18 protein-coding genes are annotated in these 20403 nt (G+C 43.3%); 8 read left to right on the forward strand and 10 right to left on the reverse strand.

The genetic code is table 11. The annotated features are described in order from the left end of the window. Position 1: 1 nt before the first annotated feature. A complete protein-coding gene (locus METHO_RS05125) occupies positions 2-1198 on the reverse strand; it encodes an ammonium transporter (protein WP_015324467.1) in 1197 nt (398 codons plus the stop codon). 342 nt (positions 1199-1540) lie between these two features. Next, complete coding sequence (locus METHO_RS05130; protein WP_015324468.1) at positions 1541-2038, reverse strand: Hsp20/alpha crystallin family protein; 498 nt, start codon at positions 2036-2038, stop codon at positions 1541-1543. A 252-nt stretch (positions 2039-2290) separates the two neighbouring features. Here METHO_RS05130 and METHO_RS05135 point away from each other — a divergent pair, with 252 nt between their 5' ends. Further along, positions 2291-2683, forward strand: a complete 393-nt coding sequence (locus METHO_RS05135) for a secondary thiamine-phosphate synthase enzyme YjbQ (protein ID WP_015324469.1) — start codon at positions 2291-2293, stop codon at positions 2681-2683. A gap of 21 nt (positions 2684-2704) precedes the next feature. On the opposite strand, the gene METHO_RS05140 is transcribed toward METHO_RS05135, so the two are convergent. The 6 genes from METHO_RS05140 to METHO_RS05165 form a co-directional block, all read right to left on the reverse strand. After that, complete coding sequence (locus METHO_RS05140; protein ID WP_015324470.1) at positions 2705-2884, reverse strand: hypothetical protein; 180 nt, start codon at positions 2882-2884, stop codon at positions 2705-2707. A gap of 147 nt (positions 2885-3031) precedes the next feature. Beyond that, a complete protein-coding gene (locus METHO_RS05145) occupies positions 3032-3541 on the reverse strand; it encodes a DUF6141 family protein (RefSeq protein WP_245546336.1) in 510 nt (169 codons plus the stop codon). 80 nt (positions 3542-3621) lie between these two features. Continuing rightward, positions 3622-4305, reverse strand: a complete 684-nt coding sequence (locus tag METHO_RS05150) for a HoxN/HupN/NixA family nickel/cobalt transporter (RefSeq protein ID WP_015324472.1) — start codon at positions 4303-4305, stop codon at positions 3622-3624. Positions 4306-4536: 231 nt separating this feature from the next. Next, positions 4537-4875, reverse strand: coding sequence for a cupin domain-containing protein (locus METHO_RS05155; RefSeq protein ID WP_048831248.1), 339 nt, complete (start codon positions 4873-4875; stop codon positions 4537-4539). A gap of 20 nt (positions 4876-4895) precedes the next feature. After that, positions 4896-6581: a hydroxylamine reductase gene (gene hcp / locus METHO_RS05160; RefSeq protein WP_015324474.1), complete on the reverse strand. Its 1686-nt coding sequence runs from the start codon at positions 6579-6581 to the stop codon at positions 4896-4898. A 260-nt stretch (positions 6582-6841) separates the two neighbouring features. Further along, positions 6842-7507, reverse strand: a complete 666-nt coding sequence (locus METHO_RS05165; RefSeq protein ID WP_015324475.1) for a hypothetical protein — start codon at positions 7505-7507, stop codon at positions 6842-6844. 226 nt (positions 7508-7733) lie between these two features. On the opposite strand from METHO_RS05165, the gene METHO_RS05170 reads away from it, so the two are divergent. Further along, positions 7734-8831, forward strand: a complete 1098-nt coding sequence (locus METHO_RS05170) for a winged helix DNA-binding domain-containing protein (protein WP_015324476.1) — start codon at positions 7734-7736, stop codon at positions 8829-8831. Positions 8832-8870: 39 nt separating this feature from the next. On the opposite strand, the gene METHO_RS05175 is transcribed toward METHO_RS05170, so the two are convergent. Both METHO_RS05175 and METHO_RS05180 read right to left on the reverse strand, forming a co-directional pair. Continuing rightward, a complete protein-coding gene (locus tag METHO_RS05175; protein WP_015324477.1) occupies positions 8871-9674 on the reverse strand; it encodes a DUF1638 domain-containing protein in 804 nt (267 codons plus the stop codon). 65 nt (positions 9675-9739) lie between these two features. Next, positions 9740-10318 (reverse strand): TetR/AcrR family transcriptional regulator, encoded by a 579-nt coding sequence (locus METHO_RS05180; protein ID WP_015324478.1) that lies wholly within the window; start codon positions 10316-10318, stop codon positions 9740-9742. Positions 10319-10753: 435 nt separating this feature from the next. Here METHO_RS05180 and METHO_RS05185 point away from each other — a divergent pair, with 435 nt between their 5' ends. From METHO_RS05185 to carA, 6 genes are all read left to right on the forward strand, one after another. Beyond that, positions 10754-13006: an AAA family ATPase gene (locus METHO_RS05185; RefSeq protein ID WP_015324479.1), complete on the forward strand. Its 2253-nt coding sequence runs from the start codon at positions 10754-10756 to the stop codon at positions 13004-13006. 208 nt (positions 13007-13214) lie between these two features. Then, the gene (gene hdrA2 / locus METHO_RS05190; RefSeq protein WP_015324480.1) at positions 13215-15575 is read left to right on the forward strand and encodes a CoB-CoM heterodisulfide reductase HdrA2; all 2361 of its coding nucleotides are present in this window, start codon (positions 13215-13217) and stop codon (positions 15573-15575) included. After that, positions 15565-16881, forward strand: coding sequence for a 4Fe-4S binding protein (locus tag METHO_RS05195; RefSeq protein ID WP_015324481.1), 1317 nt, complete (start codon positions 15565-15567; stop codon positions 16879-16881). The genes hdrA2 and METHO_RS05195 overlap by 11 nt, the downstream gene beginning before the upstream one ends. A gap of 92 nt (positions 16882-16973) precedes the next feature. After that, positions 16974-18875 (forward strand): Glu-tRNA(Gln) amidotransferase subunit GatE, encoded by a 1902-nt coding sequence (gene gatE, locus METHO_RS05200; protein ID WP_048831249.1) that lies wholly within the window; start codon positions 16974-16976, stop codon positions 18873-18875. A 77-nt stretch (positions 18876-18952) separates the two neighbouring features. Further along, a complete protein-coding gene (locus METHO_RS13590; protein WP_172635185.1) occupies positions 18953-19201 on the forward strand; it encodes a hypothetical protein in 249 nt (82 codons plus the stop codon). 107 nt (positions 19202-19308) lie between these two features. Then, the gene (carA, locus tag METHO_RS05210; RefSeq protein WP_015324484.1) at positions 19309-20403 is read left to right on the forward strand and encodes a glutamine-hydrolyzing carbamoyl-phosphate synthase small subunit; all 1095 of its coding nucleotides are present in this window, start codon (positions 19309-19311) and stop codon (positions 20401-20403) included.

Consider the following 20403-nt stretch of genomic DNA (forward strand, 5'->3'; position numbering starts at 1 on the left):
CTCATCCCTTCGTGGATTCACCATGCTGCGAGATGTCCAGTCCTACATATTCCTCGGTCTCTGTCACCCGCAGTCCCATGGTCTTGTCTACCACCTGGGCGAGGATGTATGTTACCACGAAGGCATATGTAATGGCAACACCGGCATCCAGAGCCTGGATCAGGAATCGGTCTACATTGCCGTATATGAGGCCGTCCACACCTCCGATGGAAGCACTTGCAAATATCCCTGTTGCGAGAGCTCCCCACAGACCCCCCATACCGTGGATGGCCCAGGCGTCCAGGCTTTCATCCAGACCCTTCTTCACACGCAAGAGCAGCATCCTGTAGCACAGCACACCTGCAATACCTCCTATTGCTATCGCTGCCATGGGTCCGACGAATCCGCATGCAGGAGTTATTGCCACCAGACCTGCCACTGCACCGCTTACCATTCCCAGGGAACTGGGCTTACCCTTTGCCCATGAAGCAAGCATCCAGGTAAGAGCACCGGAGGCCGCTGAAATGTTAGTGACTACAAAGGCATTTGCTGCCAAGCCATTAGCTGCAAGTGCACTTCCGGAATTGAAGGCGAACCATCCGAACCATAGGAGAGCGCCACCTATCAAAGTAAGTGAGATATTCTCGGCTTCCATGCTGAACTTGCCGAACCCCGATCGCTTCCCGATTACCAGGGCCAGAGCAAGGGCGCCGAATCCGGAACTTATGTGTACTACAGTACCTCCTGCAAAATCCAGTGCCCCAAGCTGCGATGCCCAGCCACCGCCCCATGCCCAGTGGGCCAGGGGATCATATACAAGTGTGGTCCACAGCACGCCCAGTACTATAAAAGAGCTCAACTTTATCCTCTCTGCAACACCGGATGTGAGAATTGCAAGTGTGACGCCTGCAAATACCAGCTGGAATACCATGAACAGTATATCAGGTATCCCTTCTCCGCCCATTCCTACGCCATTAAGGCCAAAGTGCTCAAGGCTTCCTATAAAGCCTGAGATATCACTTCCAAACGCCAGGGAATAACCGGCTGTTACCCACTGGATGGTCACTATTGCGAATGCTATGAACGACATTGCGATCATTGAAATGACGTTCTTGTTCCTTACCATACCGCCATAGAACAAACCCACACCGGGGGTCATAAGCATAACCATGGCAGTACAGATTAGAATAAAGGCCGTATCGCCCGTATCAAGCGCCATTCAATAACACCTCTGTATCTGGCAAGAGCCTGTAAATAACATCCTGTCGGATGACCATATTATCCGCAACATTATTTTGCTTATATATGTCGGTTCCATTTCCATACACCATTATAATTATTATTCTACTGTATTGTACAGTATCTATCCGTATTCCGACTTTATACTATAAAAAGTTTTGGTAAAAACAAATATGGCATTAGAACTAGGTATAACTGATAAAAATACTGGGGTGTGTTAAAGTTGATCGACTTTAATCAAAAGTAACTTAACTAAAAAATAATGAACTACGTTAAAACAAATAAGTACACATCAAAAATGTAATGAGAATGCTCTCATATCTTATTCAGAACAAGTCCTTTTGAGAGATATCTCAAAAACACCGTTCCTGCAAGTGTATACCGCAGTCTCGGGATCTACCGGTACAGGCAGTTCCATAACTCTTGAATATCCAACGTTAGGTGCTATGACCACCAGTTCCACTGCTTCTTCAGAAGGGGAGAACTCCACATATTCCTCATCCACTCCAAGTTCTGCTGTCAAGTACACAGTATCTTCAGTTTCAAAGATCTCGATAACCGGTTCCACATTATTTATGTATATATCGCCTTCTTCATCGTCTTCATCCTCGGAAAAAGAGGAGTGGGCTATTTTGAAACCCTGTATGTCGGGCTTTTCGCCGACCTTCTGGAAGATGGTATACCCATAGATAAAGGACTCACCGATGTCATCAGCATCTCTGGAGAACATGGACAGCAAGTGCTGAATAAGCTGTTCGATGTCCATAATCGGGCTTTTATCAAAATCCTCATCGAAAGAATGCTTTTTCTTGTCGTCCATATAATAGCTCCTTTGTAGGCTCTCAGCAAATCAAGTTGCTTGCCCACTTGTCCCCATTTGTTCTAATTTATACGAACAAGTGGTATATAAAGGTATACTTCCGCACAGTTGTACAAGTGTAAATGCTCTATACCCCTATGTAAATAGATATCACAATACAATAAACATGTTTCGCCCTTAAGATCGGAATTAATGGTATATTCCCATAGACCTATATCGAAGCATGAAGAATACTGATGGTGGAGTGGTTTTATGAAGATCGATACGAATCTCGCAGTCGAACTGATAGACATCACAGACGATGTTCTATCAGAAGTGAACAAAAGCTCAATACGCAGTGGCATATGTGTGATAAGTACGCCTCACACGACTACTGCTATCATCATTAACGAGAATGAACCTGGGCTGCTTTCCGATATGTTCAACCTGCTTAACAAGCTGGTGCCTCCCGGAGCAGGTTATAATCACGATCGCATAGACAACAATGCCGATTCTCACCTGCGGGCTATGCTCCTGGGGTCAAGTGAAACTCTACCCATTATAGATGGCAAGCTTGTACTTGGCACATGGCAGAGGATATTCTTTGTGGAACTTGACGGGCCACGTCAGAGAAAAGCCAATATCACACTGATCAGGCAAACATAAAAGAAAAAGAGAGCAAACTGCTTATTCAGCAGAATAATAGCAGCGTTTGGGAGAAATTACCTTACCTTCCTCTTTCAGGGAACTGATGATCTTGCTCACTTCTTTGCTGTCGATCCCGGTAATCTTGGCGACATCTCCCGGCCTCACTGGCTTTCCTGCGTTTTTCATTGCTTCAAGTACTTTCTGTGTATTATCGGTCATAGAACATCTCCGTGATGTATTAGGTGAAGCATACATAAAAATATTAGGTTCGTTGTGATACGAGTGAACTGAGGGATATGATCAATACTAATAAAAAGATCTATACTAATAGATAACAGGGTTATGTATCACTTGTATCTGCAGTTTCTATCTTCTCATGGCGATATGTATGTAGCGTTCCAGTTCTTCAGGTTCCTGTGATCCAATCAGCAGGCTTTTCCCGTCATTGAACTCCAGTTCCACCCCACAGTTACCTCTCACATTGTAGGCCATACCCTTGCGCCCATAACGAATACCCCATCCACCGTATTCTCTGATGGGACTATATTTCCGCACTCTATAAATGTTTATATTTGTATATGGGTAGTGCCTGAAAGATAGATGAAACGGATAAAAGCGGACGTAAAGTCCATCCTGTCTTACTTCAGTTCTAAGTTTAAGAGAATACATAAAAAGGGGTAAAAGTATTCCAAAGAGGATCAGCAGGATCGACATTCCGATGTCTGATGTGGGGTTATCACCAAAGGCCTTACCAAGGATCAGCTGCTGTATGGCGCCATACCACACCATAGAGGTGGGTACAAGGACCAGTAACCTGAGCCACCATTGATCGAAGCGTTGCACTTCCCTGAAAAGGACAGTACTTTCTGAGCCCATAATGTCATGGGAGTGCATCCGGGATATGAATCTTGTGGTATTCTATTATAAGAGTGTCTAAGATTGAGATCATAGAGATATCACATTCCGAAATGTTCCATAAGAGGATGCAGCAGAGTGAACAAGCCGATCACAATAATAACAGAACCACTGGCAAGGGGCAATTTTTCCAGTTTACTGCTGCCCACATAGCTCTGCAGGAACCCACGACCTTTTACAAACAGCACAGACAGGCAAACTATGGAAAGAGCAAGTCCAATGCTGAATACAAGTATGTATATCAAACCATTGTACACATGGTCGGTGGCAATGCCCAGCAGCAGTACAGCCAGAGCCGCCGGACAGGGAACCAGGCCCGTGGAAAGCCCAATTGCGATCACGCCTTTGCGGGTATCGATCTGGTGGCTGTGATCATTTTCATGATGGTGATAGAACCTGCGCAGTATCCATGCACCTACTCCTATGAGTATAAGACCTCCAAGCACGCTCATAATATCATGAGTAATATCGGCATTCAGGATATTTACAAGATAGATAGATGCCACTCCTAACGTGATCACTACTATCACATGGGAGAAAATTACAGTTAATCCCAGTATGAGTGCATCTTTCAGGTCTGCACGCGTACTCATAACGAACACAGCCATTACGGATTTGCCATGACCTGGCTCAAGCGCATGTAATGCACCCAGGAGGAATGCGGATATGATCAGCACGAAATTCATGTCGGAGAGCAAAACCTCCGGCTCTGGCAATATATTCATTCGATCGCCTCTGTCTTAATAATTAGTTCAAATCACTGAAAGTGATACTTTATGTTACTGTATACCAGATTCAATATAAATATGTTATGATTAAGTATGCAAAAAATGTATGTAAAAGTAACACTGGGGATATTGCATAAAATATTGTTCTGAAAAAGACATCAAAAATAAAGAAAAGCAAAAATATAAAAAAGAAAAACAGAATTAAAATTGAATTGCTGTTGTAAGCTGTTACATCATCTTCGTGGATTCTGTCTGCCGCGGAGCCTTGATCACAAGGAAACGGAAATTCTCTGTTCCTTCGTTCATCAGTCTGTGAGGTATCTTTGCAGGGCTTTCGATAAGCATATCCCTTGAAACCTCTTCCTTTTCCTCGCCGATCTCCACAATGCCTTTTCCTTCAAGGATGTAAAAACATACATCCGTAGGTGTGGAGTGCTTCTTCAGGCTTTCTCCGGGCTTAAGCTCCATGTGCATTATCTGTGCATGCTCCGTATCATATAACTTGTTCACAGAAACACCATGAGGATTCTCCTGTTTAGTGGCTTTATTTACATCAATTATTTTCATACGTATCACCATAAAAAAATTTAGACGAGGACGTTCATGTCCTCTTCTACAGTTGAGTTTGGCCTGATGTTAAAGTTATCCACAAGTACATTGAGTACATTGGGTGAAACGAATGCCGGCAAGGTAGGTCCGAGCATGATGTTCTTTACACCCAGGCTCAGCAATGCCAGCAGCACAAGCACAGCCTTCTGCTCGTACCATGCAATATTGTAGGATACCGGCAGATCATTTATGTCCTTCAGTCCGAATGCCTCTGCGAGCTTCTGGGCTATGACGACCAGTGAATAACAATCGTTGCATTGTCCTGCATCGATAACTCTCGGGATACCGCCTATGTCCCCCAGGTCCAGCTTATTGTAGCGGTACTTTGCACAACCTGCTGTCAGGATCACAGTATCTTTTGGCAGAGCCTTTGCGAACTCAGTATAGTAATCCCTTTCCTTGTGCCTGCCATCACATCCGGCCATCACCAGGAACTTTTTGATCTGTCCGGCTTTGACCGCTGCGACGATCTTATCAGCTACGGAGAGAGCTGATACGTGTGCAAATCCTCCCATGATGGTGCCTTCTTCAAGCTGTACGGGTGGTTTACACTGCTTTGCCTGCGAAATGATCGCAGAGAAATCCTTTGTTCCATCCTTGTTTGCTGTTATATGTTTGACACCGTCGAAACCCACGACACCTGTGGTGTAGATGCGGTCAAGATAAGAATCCTTGGGAGGTACGATACAGTTAGTGGTCATAAGTATAGGACCATTGAATTTCTCGAACTCTTCTTTCTGCTTCCACCAGGAACCTCCATAGTTGCCTACAAAGTTGTCATATTTCTTGAAGGCAGGGTATGAGTTTGCGGGGAGCATCTCGCCATGTGTGTACACATCCACGCCTGTTCCCTGGGTTTGCTGAAGTAGCTGTTCCAGATCGCGCAGGTCATGACCACTGATAAGTATTCCCGGATTATTGCGCACTCCGATGTTCACAGCTGTAGGCTCAGGGTTACCGTATGTGGAAGTGTTTGCCTTATCAAGCAAAGCCATCGTGGTAACACCCATTGAACCACATTCCAGCACCAGGGGAACGAGCTCGGCTACACCCAGGTCATCATCCATTGTTGCCAGCAGAGCCTTCTCTGTGAAAGTGGAGATCGCGTCATCTGTGTATCCGAGAACTCTTGCATGGTGGGCATATGCTGCCATGCCTTTAAGACCATAGGTCAGCAGTTCCCTGAGGGAGCGTATGTCCTCGTTCTCTGTGGCAAAGATACCTGTGTTTATGCTGGTCAGGCTTTCAGCAGTAACCTTTGCTACAAGGGGCAATGGCTCTCCGGCTTTCGGGCCGGCACCTAGCAGTTTTTCTTTTATCCATCTTGGGAAAGATGAGCTGGATCCCTCATCAATGACCTTTGCACTGAGAAGTTTCTTTTTGATTCCATCCTTAATATCAAAGCCTTCATCGATCATGGACTGAATATCTGCTTTGCAGAAATTGGTATTTGTGACGGTTGCAAAAAGACCATCAAGAATGAACTCATCGGTTTTTGCCTCATTGAGCTTGTTAGCCCTTGCCTTTGAGTTGTAGAAGGCAATACTCTTCAGAACGTACAGAAGATCATCCTGCAGATCAGCGACATCTTCTTTCTTTCCGCAGACTCCGTTCTTTGTGCAGCCTGTTCCATTAAGGGTTTCTTCACACTGGTAACAAAACATATTTTCACCTTATAATTTGATATCTTTTTGATACCGGTATATTGTGGATACTACTTTATAAGGGAGGTAGTTTCCAAGTGGATACTCTGACACTATTTATGAGAATTTATTATACAAAACCAGAAGAAATGTATGAAGGATAGACTGTATTTATATTTTCTGTTATGCTATACTTTAAAACAAACTGCAGACCCTCTCTCAAACACTAATTACAGCCTATCCTGTACTTGTTCAGTTTACTTTAAATGTATGTGGGGATGTTATACTGCATCAAAGAACTTGATTGCAAAGTCACAGAACCTGATGATAACATCTTTGTCCAGCTCGAATTCCTTCCTGTTACCAAGATAGTTACGTGAAGATGGAGTTATCTCCTTGCCCTCTTTCAGTTCAGTATACGTTATGCATTTTATATGCTTCTTTGACACAACGATAAAGTAGCAGTTCTCATATGGATAATCCGGTCCAATGTCATCAAAAGTAAATGTTTCGTTCTTCCTGAACTTGACATCAGCAAAGTAGACTTCACCACTATGTGGATGCTGTATCACGAGATCAGGCATTCGTTTGATATTTGTAGCAGCATCGGCACGTACCTCTTTTAGCAGTTGCATCACTCCAGGAAGACTGTTCGCTATATTGTACCTGAAGACGCCGTACCCTAAATATGTGAACAATTCCCCGACAAGAGTTTCAGCTATCTTGCCCTTTATAATATTTTCAATGAACATACTGTCCTTTTCTGAAATATTGTTAGAATCAATGCCTTTCTCATGGTCAGCATACGTTTGAACATTCACGACTTCACTATCGATGTATTGTGATCTCTGATGCTCCCTGCAGAGAGGACGGTCAAATCTATGCAAGGAAAAATTGTATTCTGCTTCTGTAATGTCGGTATTACATTCTGAACAAATGTTATCCATTTTTGTACACCTCAAATAGTCGGTAGCTGTATAAATATATTAATAGTATTTTAACTTTACTATATATAAAAAAATAGGCATTTAATATCATGAAAGTGTATAAAAACGATGGCAAGATGGTAAGATAATGGATAGCAGCTGTATGGGTTATGCCATAAGGTGCTATGTATGCTCTGAACATGCTTTCAGAGAAACACATAAATCCGGGTTCAGCAGAATTTAACAAGTGACAGGTCCAAAAAGAGATACGATCTTATTAAACATTCCCAGCCTTCGATTGCACAACCAGCAGATAGCAGGTACAGGGTGTGACTCTCCAGGTGGATTGATCAAGTACCTTGTGGCAATGCAGGCACAGGATTATACAGGTGCCAAGTGGTCTATTGGCTTAAGACTGCCAGACGCTACAGATGCAGATGTGGAGAAAGCAATTGCAGACAGGGCCATTGTACGTACATGGCTGATGCGGGGTACGTTACATTTTGTGGCTGCTGAAGACGTTCACTGGATTCTGGAATTGGTGGCGCCGCGTATTATTGCAGGCAGTGTTACAAGGCATCAGCAGCTGGATCTTGACAATGGGACCTTTGCGCACTGCAAAGACATTTTTTTAAATGCATTGCAGGGTGGTAAGCAGCTGACAAGATCTGATATATATGCACTGCTTGAGAAAGCACATATCTCCACAACCGGACAACGTGGCTATCATATTCTGTGGTGGGCTGCCCTGGAAGGGTTGATCTGTTTTGGTCCGCAGGATGGCAAGCAGCAAACGTTCGTACTACTTGATGAGTGGGTGCCGAAAAAGAAGATATTAGGGCGTGATCAGGCTCTGGCTGAACTTGCGAGGCGATATTTTGCCAGCAGAGGACCCGCTACATTGCAGGACTTCGTATGGTGGTCGGGACTTAAGATCACTGAGGCACGAGCCGGTCTTTTAGCAGTTGCATCAGAGCTGGTACAATTCACAGTGGATGGTCAGACCTATTGGATGCCATCAGATACAGCAAATGTGTGTGAAAAGATGCAGAGAATATATCTACTGCCAGGTTTTGACGAGTATATGCTGGGATATAAAGATAGAACTGCCATACTTCATCCACAATATGCCCATCAGATAGTTCCCTGGAACAATGGCATGTTCAGCTCGACCATCGTTATGGATGGCCGGATAGCAGGGACATGGCGACGTACTTTCAAAAGAGGTTCTGTTATTATCAGGCCTCAGCCATTTGTTGAATTCACTGATAAACAACTTGAGCAATTCTCCGCAGCAGCAGATCACTATGGAAGATTTCTTGGGATGCCTGTGATAATAGAGTGAAATATCAATATGATATGGCTTTTGCAGTTCCGATCAATATTATGCCTTGATCTCTGCTTTTAACTGCTGGTAGCAGTCTTCAAAGATCTTCTGGTTACCACTATTGAATTCCAGTATCTCGAAATCGAATATTTCTGCGAATTCCTTTATTGCATCATCAAAATTCTCAGTATAGGAAAGGCCTGTATTGATCTTTGCTACCCTCTTGTATCCGATCATCTCATGGGTCTTTTTCATCATTTGTAATGCCTTTTCCGGATCACCGTGCAGTCTGCTGTTTATATCAAGCAGTTCCCGCCAGCCTTTGCTATACATGGGTGTAAAGAGATAAGTCCCTGCATCACTCACGCTTTTAAGTATCTTCAGGTAGTTATCCACTCCCCCTACGGTCGCCCCTATACAGTCATCTACGATCCTGTCCTTATTGTCTTTCAGGATATGCACAGGGCATGAGAGTGCATTGGCAGCAAAGTCCTTTTCGATATTACCAAGTACATTGCCGCATAAGCCGTAAAAAAGTAAGATGCCCGAAGAATAAGGAGCAAGAACTTCGACTGTCTCATATACTTTCTTTTTCAGCTCTTTAGGACTCCTGTGCAGTCCCAGTTCCATAAGATAGATCAGGACAGTGTATTTGGACTCATTTTCTGCTTCGCAGACAGGAGAGATATTCCCAAGGGGAAGTGTTGTGTAGACAATGTTCGTTCTATCGAGCTTTTCCACAAACTCCCCTATGTTCTCATTGTCAACAACAATGATCTCATTGATCGCAGGGTCGTTTTCAAGGATCCATATGATCTCATCCTGCATGATCTTGCATGAAATGATAGTCATAGTAGGCATTAAATTCCTCCAGATCTGATTGGTTTGTCAGGCTGTATTTTTCAGTAAGTTATTTTTCCGGAAGGTCAATCCTTCCATCCCAGGTCGGACCTTATCAGGGAGATCGATCTTTCGAGCGTTCCTCTTCCCCTTATGCTGGCAAATTGCCTGGCACCCAGCAAGGTTTCAAGTATAGCTTCTGCACGCAGATCGACAGGTTCGGAAAAGTTAAATTCACCTTTTTCCAGGCCGGTTTTCAGAACCTCTGAAAACCATGCCAGCACATCTTCCAGTAACAATAAATGCTGTTCCTTTACCTTATCAGGAAGTTCTTCAAAGTCAACGATAACGGAACCTATAGGACAGATGCTACGGCCTTCGTCGAATTCACTCAACATGAAATCAAAGAAGTATTGCAGCTGTTCACGGGCCGAGCAGCCAGAACCGCTCATTCTGGCAGTATCCTCAGTAAATTGCTGCCTTATGCCTTCAAATATGGTTGCAACGAGGTCTTCCTTCTGAGGATAATAGTGATGAATGGCTGCATTCTTTATACCAAGCTTCCGGGCAATATCCCGGTAGCTGAACCCATTGTAGCCTCTGCATTGCAAAAAGTTTCGTCCGTAATGGAGTATCTGTTGCTTGGTAGTGTTCATCTCTTCCATGATCGTGCACTTACTTACTAGTAAGTAAGGAATATGTTTCACCTGTATAAGAACTATTTGCTTTATGCATGAAGGGTTAGATCACACTTCATATTGAGTAAGGGATTTTGATGTCAGTTAATTTCTGAAACCCTTGTATTTGTACATGAAGCTCTTTCTCCTTTGTGTTTTTCACAATGGTTCAGTTTTAGAAACTACCAATTTGGCAGAAATTGGTAGGTTTTTGCAGATTTATTTATGCTTGATTCTTTCTATCTTTTTCCCTTTAGCTAAAAAACGCTTAGGTTGAATATTCAGAAAAATTCAGATCTGTCAATTTTAGGAAATAAAACTAGTAGAATTCATTGAACTAGTTTGACAAAATTTTATATACCATTGATTAACTTATTTAAAATAATAAGTACCATCTAACGCTTAAAAATGTGAGGGATGATTGTGATAAAGAAAATACAAAAAATAGATGATTTTCGCATTTTTAAGCATTTTTTATGGTCGGATGATTTAGAAGAATTCAGTAAATACAATTTAATCTATGGTTGGAATGGCTCAGGAAAAACCACACTTTCAAATGTTTTCCGTCAGCTTGAAGAACGAAAACTGTTTCCTGACTGTTCTGGGTTACAGTTACAAATAAATGATGAAATAATTACCGAGAAGAATTTTAATCGATTGTCATTAATGATTAAAGTTTTCAATCAGGATTTTGTTAGCGAAAATGTTTTCAATCCTAAACAGGATGTTAGTCCGATATTTTTTCTTGGTAAAGAAGACATACGAAAACAAAATGAAATTACTAGGCTTACTACAGAACGAAATCAAATTGAAATTGAAAAAAATGATCTTGCAAATACGTTAAATAAAATAACTACCGAAAAAGACAAGCTGTGCACATCTATTGCAAAGAATATAAAAGATTGTAACCGTACGAGTGAAAAAGATAGGTATACTAACTATACAAAAAAAGAATTTATAGCAAAATGTGAGTTTTTAAAAAAACAAGATTACAAAAACAAAATCTTAACTGAAAATGAGTTTTATGAATTAAAGAGAAAAAAGGAATCCACTCCAAAAGATAAAATAAATGAAGTCAAACTAAATCTTCTTTCTCAAAGTGAAATAAAGTCTTTTGTAGAACCTATGTTGAACAAAACAGTTGTTTCAGAAACCATTGAAAGGCTCCAAATTAACAATGAATTAAACGAGTGGGTGAGTAGTGGTCTCAAGATATACAATGAAGAAAAGTCAGGCCGCTGTCCTTTTTGTGAACAAGAATTGAAAAAAGAGGTAATAGAAAGTTTAGAAAAATATTTTAATGACCAGTATGATGAATTTATAAATGATCTTGAGTCGCTCAAAAAGGACATTTATTCTTATAAAAATGCTACTAATACACATTTTCCACATGAAACTGAATTTTACATTGAATATAGAGACCAATATATTTTAAGTTTAAATGAATTTGAGAACAAACTAAGAGAATACTCTAATTATCTAGATTTGCTATTAACCCAAATTGAAGAAAAAAAGAAAAATCCTTTTCAAAAAATTGAGATGAATGATGATATCTCAAAAATAGATCTAACTGGAATAGGGATTCTTAATAGCATCATTCGATTAAATAATGCTAAAACTAATAATTTTATTGAAGATCTAGCTAAGTCAAAAACTAAATTAGAAGAACATTATGTTGCAGAAAATTTAGATAATTATTTAATACTAGAGGCTAAACAAAATCAAATTAGCCAACAACTCCGTGAAATAAATACTACTATTCACATTCTTGATACTAAAATTAAGGAATTAGAGAATCAAATCATCGAACACCTACGTCCGGCTGAAGAAATTAATGAAGAATTGCATAGTTATCTTGGACGAGATGAGATTAAATTTGAGATTAGAGAAAATGGTTATCAGATTAAGAGATCTGGTGAGGTTGCTAAATCTTTAAGTGAGGGAGAAAAAACAGCTATATCTTTTATATACTTCTTGAAGACACTTCAAGATAAAAATTTTGATATTAAAAAAGGTATTATTGTAATAGATGATCCTATCTCAAGTTTGGATTCAAATGCTCTTTACAATGCTTTTGGATTCATGAAAAATCGCACAAAAGATGCTTTGCAGTTATTTATATTAACTCATAATCATTCTTTTTTTAAAGAAGTGAAAAATTGGTGGAAAGCCGGAAGAAGTCAAGCTAGTAGAAATCGTTCTATTAACTCCAGTTATTATATGTTGAAAAATATGGTTGTTGATGGTCAGAGAGTCGCAAAGTTGCGACCTCTTGATAATATGTTAAAAGAATATAATTCAGAATATCATTACCTTTTTAGCCTAGTCTACAAAAACTCCACAGATTGTGACGGGAATTTTGAGAATTATTATTTGTTACCAAATATTTGCAGGAGATTACTCGAAGCATTTCTTGCATTTAGAGTTCCTAGCGAGATTGGAAATTTTGGGAATCAAATTAATAAATTGGATATTACGGAAGAAAAAAAGATACGGATTCAAAGATATACTGATGCAAATTCCCATAGTGATTATATTAGAGATGATCCTGAAAAAGATTTATCTTTTTTAGATGAAACACCTTCTATTTTAACAGATATTTTAGATTTAATTAAAGTAGAAGACCCCAAACATTTCAAAGAAATGAAAGGATTAATTGACAAAAAATCTAAATAATTAGTATTATTTACTAACATGGAGTAGGCAATAGTGACTACATATAAAATTCTCTCTACAATCTAAGTTTGTTTGTCATGTAAGCTAATGTTTCTCGCTAATTTTGGTTCAACTAAGATGAGTACCAGTCAATTCATAGCTTTTTTCGCTACTCACATCCAAAACTATATCTTTACTCAGATCATCAAGTCTTAGCGGAGCCGTCAAGATGCGCATAGGGGTCTATATTTGTCATTGCGGGCTGAACATTGCACACGTCATTAACGTGCATAGCCTGCAGGAGAAGGTCAGCAAGCTAAAGGATGTGGTGCTTGTGAAAGATCTGCAGTTCATGTGCTCGGATTCAGGCCAGGATTCCATAGCTGAGGACATAAAGGCACATGATCTTGATCATATCCTTGTGGCAGCCTGCTCTCCTAAGCTGCATGAACCTACTTTCAGGCGAGTGCTGCAGAAGGCAGGACTTAACAAGTACATGCTGGAAATGGTGAATATCCGGGAACAATGCTCCTGGGTGCACATGGCAGAACCCCAGCTTGCAACACAGAAAGCTTTTGACCTCATACGTATGGGTCTCGCACGCCTGAAGCTGCTGGACCCTTTGCAGATAAAAACAGTAACTGCCAACAAGAGTGTACTTATCATAGGCGGGGGGGTCGCTGGCATAGAGGCCGCCCTAACTCTTGCTGACAGCGGCTATCATGTACACATGGTGGAAAAGGAACCCACGATCGGTGGAAAAATGGCATTGCTCAACGAGGTGTTTCCTACGAACGATTGCTCCATCTGCGTGCTTGCACCCAAGATGACCGATGTGCAGCAACATCCGTCCGTCGATCTTATGACCATGGCCGAGGTTTCCGAGGTAAGAGGCTTTGCAGGTAATTTCCAGGTAACGGTTACAAAGAAACCCAGATATGTCATAGAGGACAGATGCAAGGGATGCGTGGACGAATGCTCAAGGGTCTGTCCTGTGGAAATGGCCAACCGTTTTGATATGGGTATGGGCAGGACCAAGGCGATAAACATGCCCATTCCCCAGGCTGTGCCCCAGGTGGCTTACATTGATAGTGATTACTGTGTAGGCTGTGGACTGTGCATGCAGGCCTGTCCTGCAGATGCCATTGACTACAACATGAAAGAGGAAACAATATCTATCAAAGTGGGTGCTATCATCCTTGCCAGTGGCTATAAGATATTTGATGCAGCCCGCAAGGAGGAATACGGATATGGTGTTTACCCGGATGTCATAACCAACATGGAGCTGGAACGCCTGCTCAATGCGTCCGGACCCACTAGGGGAAAAGTGCTTGTGCCTTCCACCAGGCAAATACCAAAGAAAGTAGCATTCATACAGTGTGTGGGTTCAAGGGATGAGACTGTGGGCAATCCTTACTGTTCACGTGTATGCTGCATGTCTGCCATGAAAAATGCCCAGTTGCTCAAGGAACGTTATCACGATATTGAGATCGTTATCCACTACATAGATATACGGGCTGCGGGGGAGATGTATGAAGAGTATTACATCCGTTCCCAGTCTATGGGTATTGATTTCATAAGGGGGAAAGTGGCTGAGGTACAGCAGGATCTCAATAACAAACTGTTCATGAGGTTCGAGGATACATTAAGTTCCGAGGTAACAGAAGAATACTATGACCTTGTAGTACTTTCCACTGGAATGGAAGCTCCGGATGATGCTGATAAAATCTCCAGGGTCCTTAATCTTTCCCGCCGTACGGACCGTTTCTTCGCGATTGCCCATCCCAAGATGAGGCCAGTGGATTCTCATGTGAAGGGAATTTACATAGCGGGTTGTGCTTCCGGTCCCAAAGAGATACAGGCGGCTATTGCCCAGGGGCTGGCAGCCTCAGCCAAAACCATGCAATTACTTACCTGGGGAGAGCTGGAAACTGACCCACTAAGTGCTCATGTGGACGAAGAGAAATGTATAGGGTGCAAAATTTGTGAAGATGTGTGCCAGTTCGGGAAGATCAAGGTGATCAACGGCAAAGCCACGGTAGATGAGGTCTCATGCTATGGGTGTGGTGCATGCAGTGCCTCCTGTCCCACGGATGCCATCATGATGCGTAACAGTACTGATGAGCAGATCCTGGCTCAGGTGCGGGCAGCCACTGAAGTAAAATCCGAGTTCCCTCTTATTGTAGCATTTCTCTGTAACTGGTGCAGCTATACCTGTGCTGATCTTGCAGGCGTTTCAAGGATACAGTATCCTACCAATATCAGAGCTATCAGGGTAATGTGTGCTGGTCGCGTGGACCCGGATTTCGTGCTGGAGGCCTTTAAGGGCGGGGCGGACGGTGTACTTGTCGCGGGCTGCCGGCTTGGTGAATGTCATTACATCTTTGCTAATTACAGTGCCAAAAAGAGGATGGAAGTGCTGCAGGGAGTGCTGGAGGACATAGGTATCGATCCCCATCGCCTGAAAGTGGAATGGATCTCGGCAGCTGAAGGTGAAAGATTTGCCAGGTCCATAGAGAGTTTCGTGGATGAGCTTAAGGAGATAGGGCCCATAGGTTCTGAGCTGCTGGAGGGGCACAATGACGGATGACCGTGATGAAACATCCATGTCCCTGGAAAAGGAAATGGATGTGGATGGTACACACTTCATCTATAGGCAGATCAGCGACAGGTCCGGGAAAGTACTGGATTATGATTACAAACGGTGCATAGGTTGTGGCATCTGCGTAGGTCTCTGCCCCACAAAAGCTCTGGAACTTGGGCCCATGACGGAGATCTCCATGGGGCTGGATGCACCTCCGGTGACCATGGATCTGGATAAGTGTACTTTCTGTTCCATGTGTGTACAGTTCTGTCCCATGCATGCATACTCTATGACCGAAAAAGGGGATTTTCCTTTAAAGGAAAAGTTCCCGCAGTACGACGACTTTGTCCGGGCCAATGAAAAGTGTCTTCCCTGTGCCTTGTGCGAGGCAGCATGTCCTGAAGATGCTATCCGGCTTGAACTGGATATGCCGACCAAAGCTGAAGTCTCGCCTTTTAAGGAAGGCATAGAAGGGCAGATAGAGATAGACACGGAGAAGTGCAACCTGTGTGGGCTGTGTGCACGGTTCTGTGATGCATTCCTGCTCATTGAAAGAGAAAAGACACCTACGGATGTCAGACCTTTCGAACAGCTGCTGGTGGATGAGGATAAATGCGATTACTGTACCCTTTGCCAGGATCTTTGCCCAGAGGAAGCCATTCGTGTGGTCGGTGAGAAAAGAGGTGTAGCTCCTCCTGTAGCCGGAAGGATAATCATCGATGACAATAAATGCACTCGCTGTACCTGGTGCCAGATAGTATGCCCTTATGATGCAATGGATATCAGGAAACCTATTGAAGGTAGGATCACGCTCATTGCTCCTAACGTGAGCAAATGCGATCCTCAGGGCTGTCATGGATGTTTCAATGTCTGTCCATCACATTTATGGTATGTGTCAAAAGATGGCAAGATCTCCATTCAGCAGGATATGTGTACTTATTGTGGTGCCTGTGTGAATGCCTGCCCGAAGGATGTGATGCATGTGGAAAGGCACTTAGTGCACCATACAGAAATACCGGACAGCCCCTGGGCCAGCCAGTGGAAAGATGCCATTAATTCTATGGTTACAGGAAAACGTAATCTTCCCGATGTATCCCGTACCCTGGAAGTGGAACCGGAACTTCCCAGAGAACATGTGGAAGTTGAACTTCCCAGCATAGACGGTAATCTTCTGGCGCTTGCAAGAGCACGGCTTGAACAGGTCACGCCCGTATTCAACAGCACTTCTATCCGCAGGATGCTGGAGAAGACTGAAGAGGTTGAGCCTCTGAGGGCTCGCATAAGGGAACAGATACTTAAAAAAGAACAATAAGGAACAATGCTTAATACTTGCCTTACTATACGGTCACCAAGTTGTAGACAAGATCACATTCCTCAAGGGGATCAATTCTTATGGCTGATAACATGGCTGATAAATTAGATTACAGAGCTCTTGGTTTGAAATGCGGGCTTGAGATCCACCAGCAGCTGGACTCAAAGCAGAAACTGTTCTGCAGGTGCCCCACGATAATAAGGGATATAAAAGAATCAACTTCTGAGTTTTTCAGGTTCCTGCGCCCCACAGCCAGTGAGATGGGGGAGACAGACAGGGCGGCTCTGGAACAGTCCAAGCTCAACCGTAAATACTGCTATAAGGCCTATGATTCCACGTGCCTTGTGGAAAATGATGACGAACCACCCACCGAGGTCAATCCGGAAGCTCTGGACATTGCTCTTGTGATCACAAAACTGCTGCATATGCAGCCCGTTGACCAGATGCATGTAATGCGTAAGATAGTGGTGGACGGTTCCAACACCAGCGGTTTCCAGCGTACTGCTTTCCTTGCAAAGGGCGGTTATCTAGAGACTTCCCAAGGACATGTGGGTGTGGATGTGCTGTGTCTTGAAGAGGAAGCGTGTCAGAAGATAGAGGATCAGGGGGATGTGGTGATATATTCCCTGGACAGGCTGGGCATACCTCTTGTGGAAATAGGCACTGCGCCGGATATCATATCACCTGCACATGCAAAAGAAACGGCACAGCAGATAGGAATGCTGCTGCGTTCCACTGGCAAGGTAAAACGCGGTCTTGGTACTATCCGCCAGGATGTCAATATTTCAATCGCAAAAGGTGCCAGGGTGGAGCTTAAAGGAGTCCAGGCTCTGGATATCCTGGAAATGCTCGTGGAGAGGGAAGTGGAACGTCAGGCAAACCTGCTTGAGATAAGGGATGCATTGCTGGCAAAAGGTGCATCTGTGTGTAATAAGATATTTGATGTTAATGGTGTCTTTGAAAAGACCACTTCCAAGGTCATACAGAAATCTCTGAAGAAAGGCAAGGTGTTTGCTGTATTGCTTCCGGGATTTGCCGGGTTCGTAGGCAGAGAAGTCCAGCCTGGCAGAAGGCTTGGTACAGAGTTCTCTGACCGTGCCAAGACATCGGGAGTTGGTGGGATATTCCACACCGATGAACTTCCAAATTATGGTATTACTGAGGCAGAGGTGCTTGCACTGCGCCAGGCAGTGGGTGCAAAGGATGGGGATGCGGTCATAATGGTGGCAGATGTTGAGAAGCGTGCCAGGGGTGCTATGGAAAGTGTGATAAAAAGAGCAAATGAAGCTCTTTTGGGTGTGCCTGAAGAGACACGTAAAGCACTTCCTGATGGTAACAGCTCCTACCTGCGGCCTCTGCCGGGGGCTGCAAGGATGTACCCTGAGACCGATGTGCCCCAGGCGGATATTTCAATGGAGCATTTTGCAAGCCTCCCTGTTCCAGAACTGCTCACGGACAAGTCAAAGCGTTTCACTGCTGAGCTGGACTTAAGTGGCGAACTTGCTGATATGATCGTGTATTCGTCGTATCTCCCTCTGTTCGAGGAACTGGTCGCACGTTTCCAGGATGGGAAGATCGTGACACCCACCCTTATCTCCCGTACTCTTACGGGTATGCTGCCGGAGCTGAAACGTGATGGTGCGGACATCGACAGACTCTGTGATGAGCATTTCAGACAGGTGTTCTCTCTCGTGGAACAGGCTGCATTTTCCAGAGAAGGCATTGATCCTGTGCTTAGAATACTTGCACAGAGGCCAGATATTTCTGCACAGAAGGCTGCTGCCGAAGCAGGGCTTTCGGGCAGTGATACTGCCGATGTCGAACAGTTCATTGATACTATGATCCATGAAAGGCAGGACTTTGTGAAAGAAAAAGGCATGGCTGCCGTGGGTCCGCTTATGGGTGTGGTGATGGCTGAGTTCAGAGGCAAAGTAGACGGTAAAATATTGAGTGATATCCTCAAACAAAAAATTAATAAGTCGTTAAGTATATAATTTAATTAATGTTATATGTTAAACATATTAATCTTGTTTATAAATCACTCTGCTCTGATTTTCTTTTTTTTTTATCGTTGTTCATTCTATTATGCGGTACTGCTACATGTTCACCAGTAATTGAAGATGTACAGGTCACAAGAGGTGTGAACGAGGACAGTCCTACATGGGGTGTGGATGGGAAAAAACTGGTCTATGCATCGGATCAGGTATTGACAGAAAGGCCTGCTACTGTCATAGGTGCTGTCTTTATGGTGGTGCTTGTATTTGTGATATTTATGATACGCAGATTCCTAAAAAAAGTCGGTTTTTTTGATTCAATTTAACTTTTTGAGGACTTTGAGAAAGGTATATATATTAGTATTATGCGGAAGTTACTTTACCATCGCAATACTTATAGCCTATTCATTTCATGTATACCCAGGTTCTTACAATGAAGGCAGTATTAGGATTAGAAGATGGAACGATTATTCAAGGCACCGGGTTCGGTGCTGAAGGCATAGTTTCTGGAGAACTGGTTTTTACTACTCAATATACAGGTTATGAGGAGGCGCTTTCTGACCCTTCGTATAAAGGGCAGATTCTGATGTTCACTTATCCATTAATCGGCAACTACGGTGTTAGCAACAATTGTTTTGAATCTGACGGGGTCAAGGCCGAAGGCCTTGTGGTCAGGGAATCCTGTCCTGAGCCCTCTCATTACAGATCAAAGCGTACTATTTTCCAGCTTATGGAGGACGAGGGCAAACCCGGTATAGCCGGTGTGGATACGCGCATGCTTACAATAAAGACGCGTGAGCATGGTACTCTGCGTGCAGCTCTCATCAATGGCAGCGACGATGGGGAGGAAGCTGTGAAGCTTGCTAGGAAACAGCCCCACATCTCAGAACTGGACTACATATCAATGGTAACCTGTCCGGAACCTTACAGGCTGGAAAGTCCCTTGCGGGACCCTTACAATCCAAAACATGTTGTGCTTATGGATATGGGTATGAAGCGCAGCATCACCACAAGCCTCCTCAAGAGGGGTATTGACATCACAGTGGTGCCTGCGAATGCAAGTATTTCAATGATAGAATCATACGAACCTGATATGCTTTTCCTTTCCAACGGGCCAGGAGATCCGAAGCAGGCAAAGAACGCGGTTGAGGCTGTAAAGAAGTTTTCAGGAACACTGCCCATTGTGGGCATATGTCTGGGACATCAGATATTGTCCCGGGCGCTAGGTGCCGAAACCTACAAGCTGAAATTCGGACACAGGGGAGCTAACCAGCCTGTCAAGGATTTAGAAACGGGTATAGTACACATCACTTCTCAAAACCACGGTTTTGCAGTGGACGGCGATTCATTTGGATCTGAAGATGTGATTGTCACACAGGTCAATACCAACGATAAGACGGTGGAAGGTATAGCCCACAAATATCTTGATATGTTCAGTGTGCAGTATCACCCCGATGCACATCCGGGTCCTATGGATACGGAGAAGATATTCTTTGGTAAAGTTCTCAAGCTCCTGGAAGGTGAGTAA

Source organism: Methanomethylovorans hollandica DSM 15978 (assembly GCF_000328665.1).
In the GTDB taxonomy this organism is placed as follows: domain Archaea; phylum Halobacteriota; class Methanosarcinia; order Methanosarcinales; family Methanosarcinaceae; genus Methanomethylovorans; species Methanomethylovorans hollandica.

Coding starts and splice junctions, on each gene's coding strand:
- METHO_RS05180 (WP_015324478.1), bottom strand. CDS start 10,318: ATGGAAGAGATGAACACTACCAAGCAACAGATACTCCATTACGGACGA.
- METHO_RS05155 (WP_048831248.1), bottom strand. CDS start 4,875: ATGAAAATAATTGATGTAAATAAAGCCACTAAACAGGAGAATCCTCAT.
- hcp (WP_015324474.1), bottom strand. CDS start 6,581: ATGTTTTGTTACCAGTGTGAAGAAACCCTTAATGGAACAGGCTGCACA.
- METHO_RS05175 (WP_015324477.1), bottom strand. CDS start 9,674: ATGCCTACTATGACTATCATTTCATGCAAGATCATGCAGGATGAGATC.
- hdrA2 (WP_015324480.1), top strand. CDS start 13,215: ATGCGCATAGGGGTCTATATTTGTCATTGCGGGCTGAACATTGCACAC.
- gatE (WP_048831249.1), top strand. CDS start 16,974: ATGGCTGATAAATTAGATTACAGAGCTCTTGGTTTGAAATGCGGGCTT.
- carA (WP_015324484.1), top strand. CDS start 19,309: ATGAAGGCAGTATTAGGATTAGAAGATGGAACGATTATTCAAGGCACC.
- METHO_RS05130 (WP_015324468.1), bottom strand. CDS start 2,038: ATGGACGACAAGAAAAAGCATTCTTTCGATGAGGATTTTGATAAAAGC.
- METHO_RS05145 (WP_245546336.1), bottom strand. CDS start 3,541: ATGGGCTCAGAAAGTACTGTCCTTTTCAGGGAAGTGCAACGCTTCGAT.
- METHO_RS05125 (WP_015324467.1), bottom strand. CDS start 1,198: ATGGCGCTTGATACGGGCGATACGGCCTTTATTCTAATCTGTACTGCC.
- METHO_RS05135 (WP_015324469.1), top strand. CDS start 2,291: ATGAAGATCGATACGAATCTCGCAGTCGAACTGATAGACATCACAGAC.
- METHO_RS05150 (WP_015324472.1), bottom strand. CDS start 4,305: ATGAATATATTGCCAGAGCCGGAGGTTTTGCTCTCCGACATGAATTTC.
- METHO_RS05165 (WP_015324475.1), bottom strand. CDS start 7,507: ATGGATAACATTTGTTCAGAATGTAATACCGACATTACAGAAGCAGAA.
- METHO_RS05195 (WP_015324481.1), top strand. CDS start 15,565: ATGACGGATGACCGTGATGAAACATCCATGTCCCTGGAAAAGGAAATG.
- METHO_RS05140 (WP_015324470.1), bottom strand. CDS start 2,884: ATGACCGATAATACACAGAAAGTACTTGAAGCAATGAAAAACGCAGGA.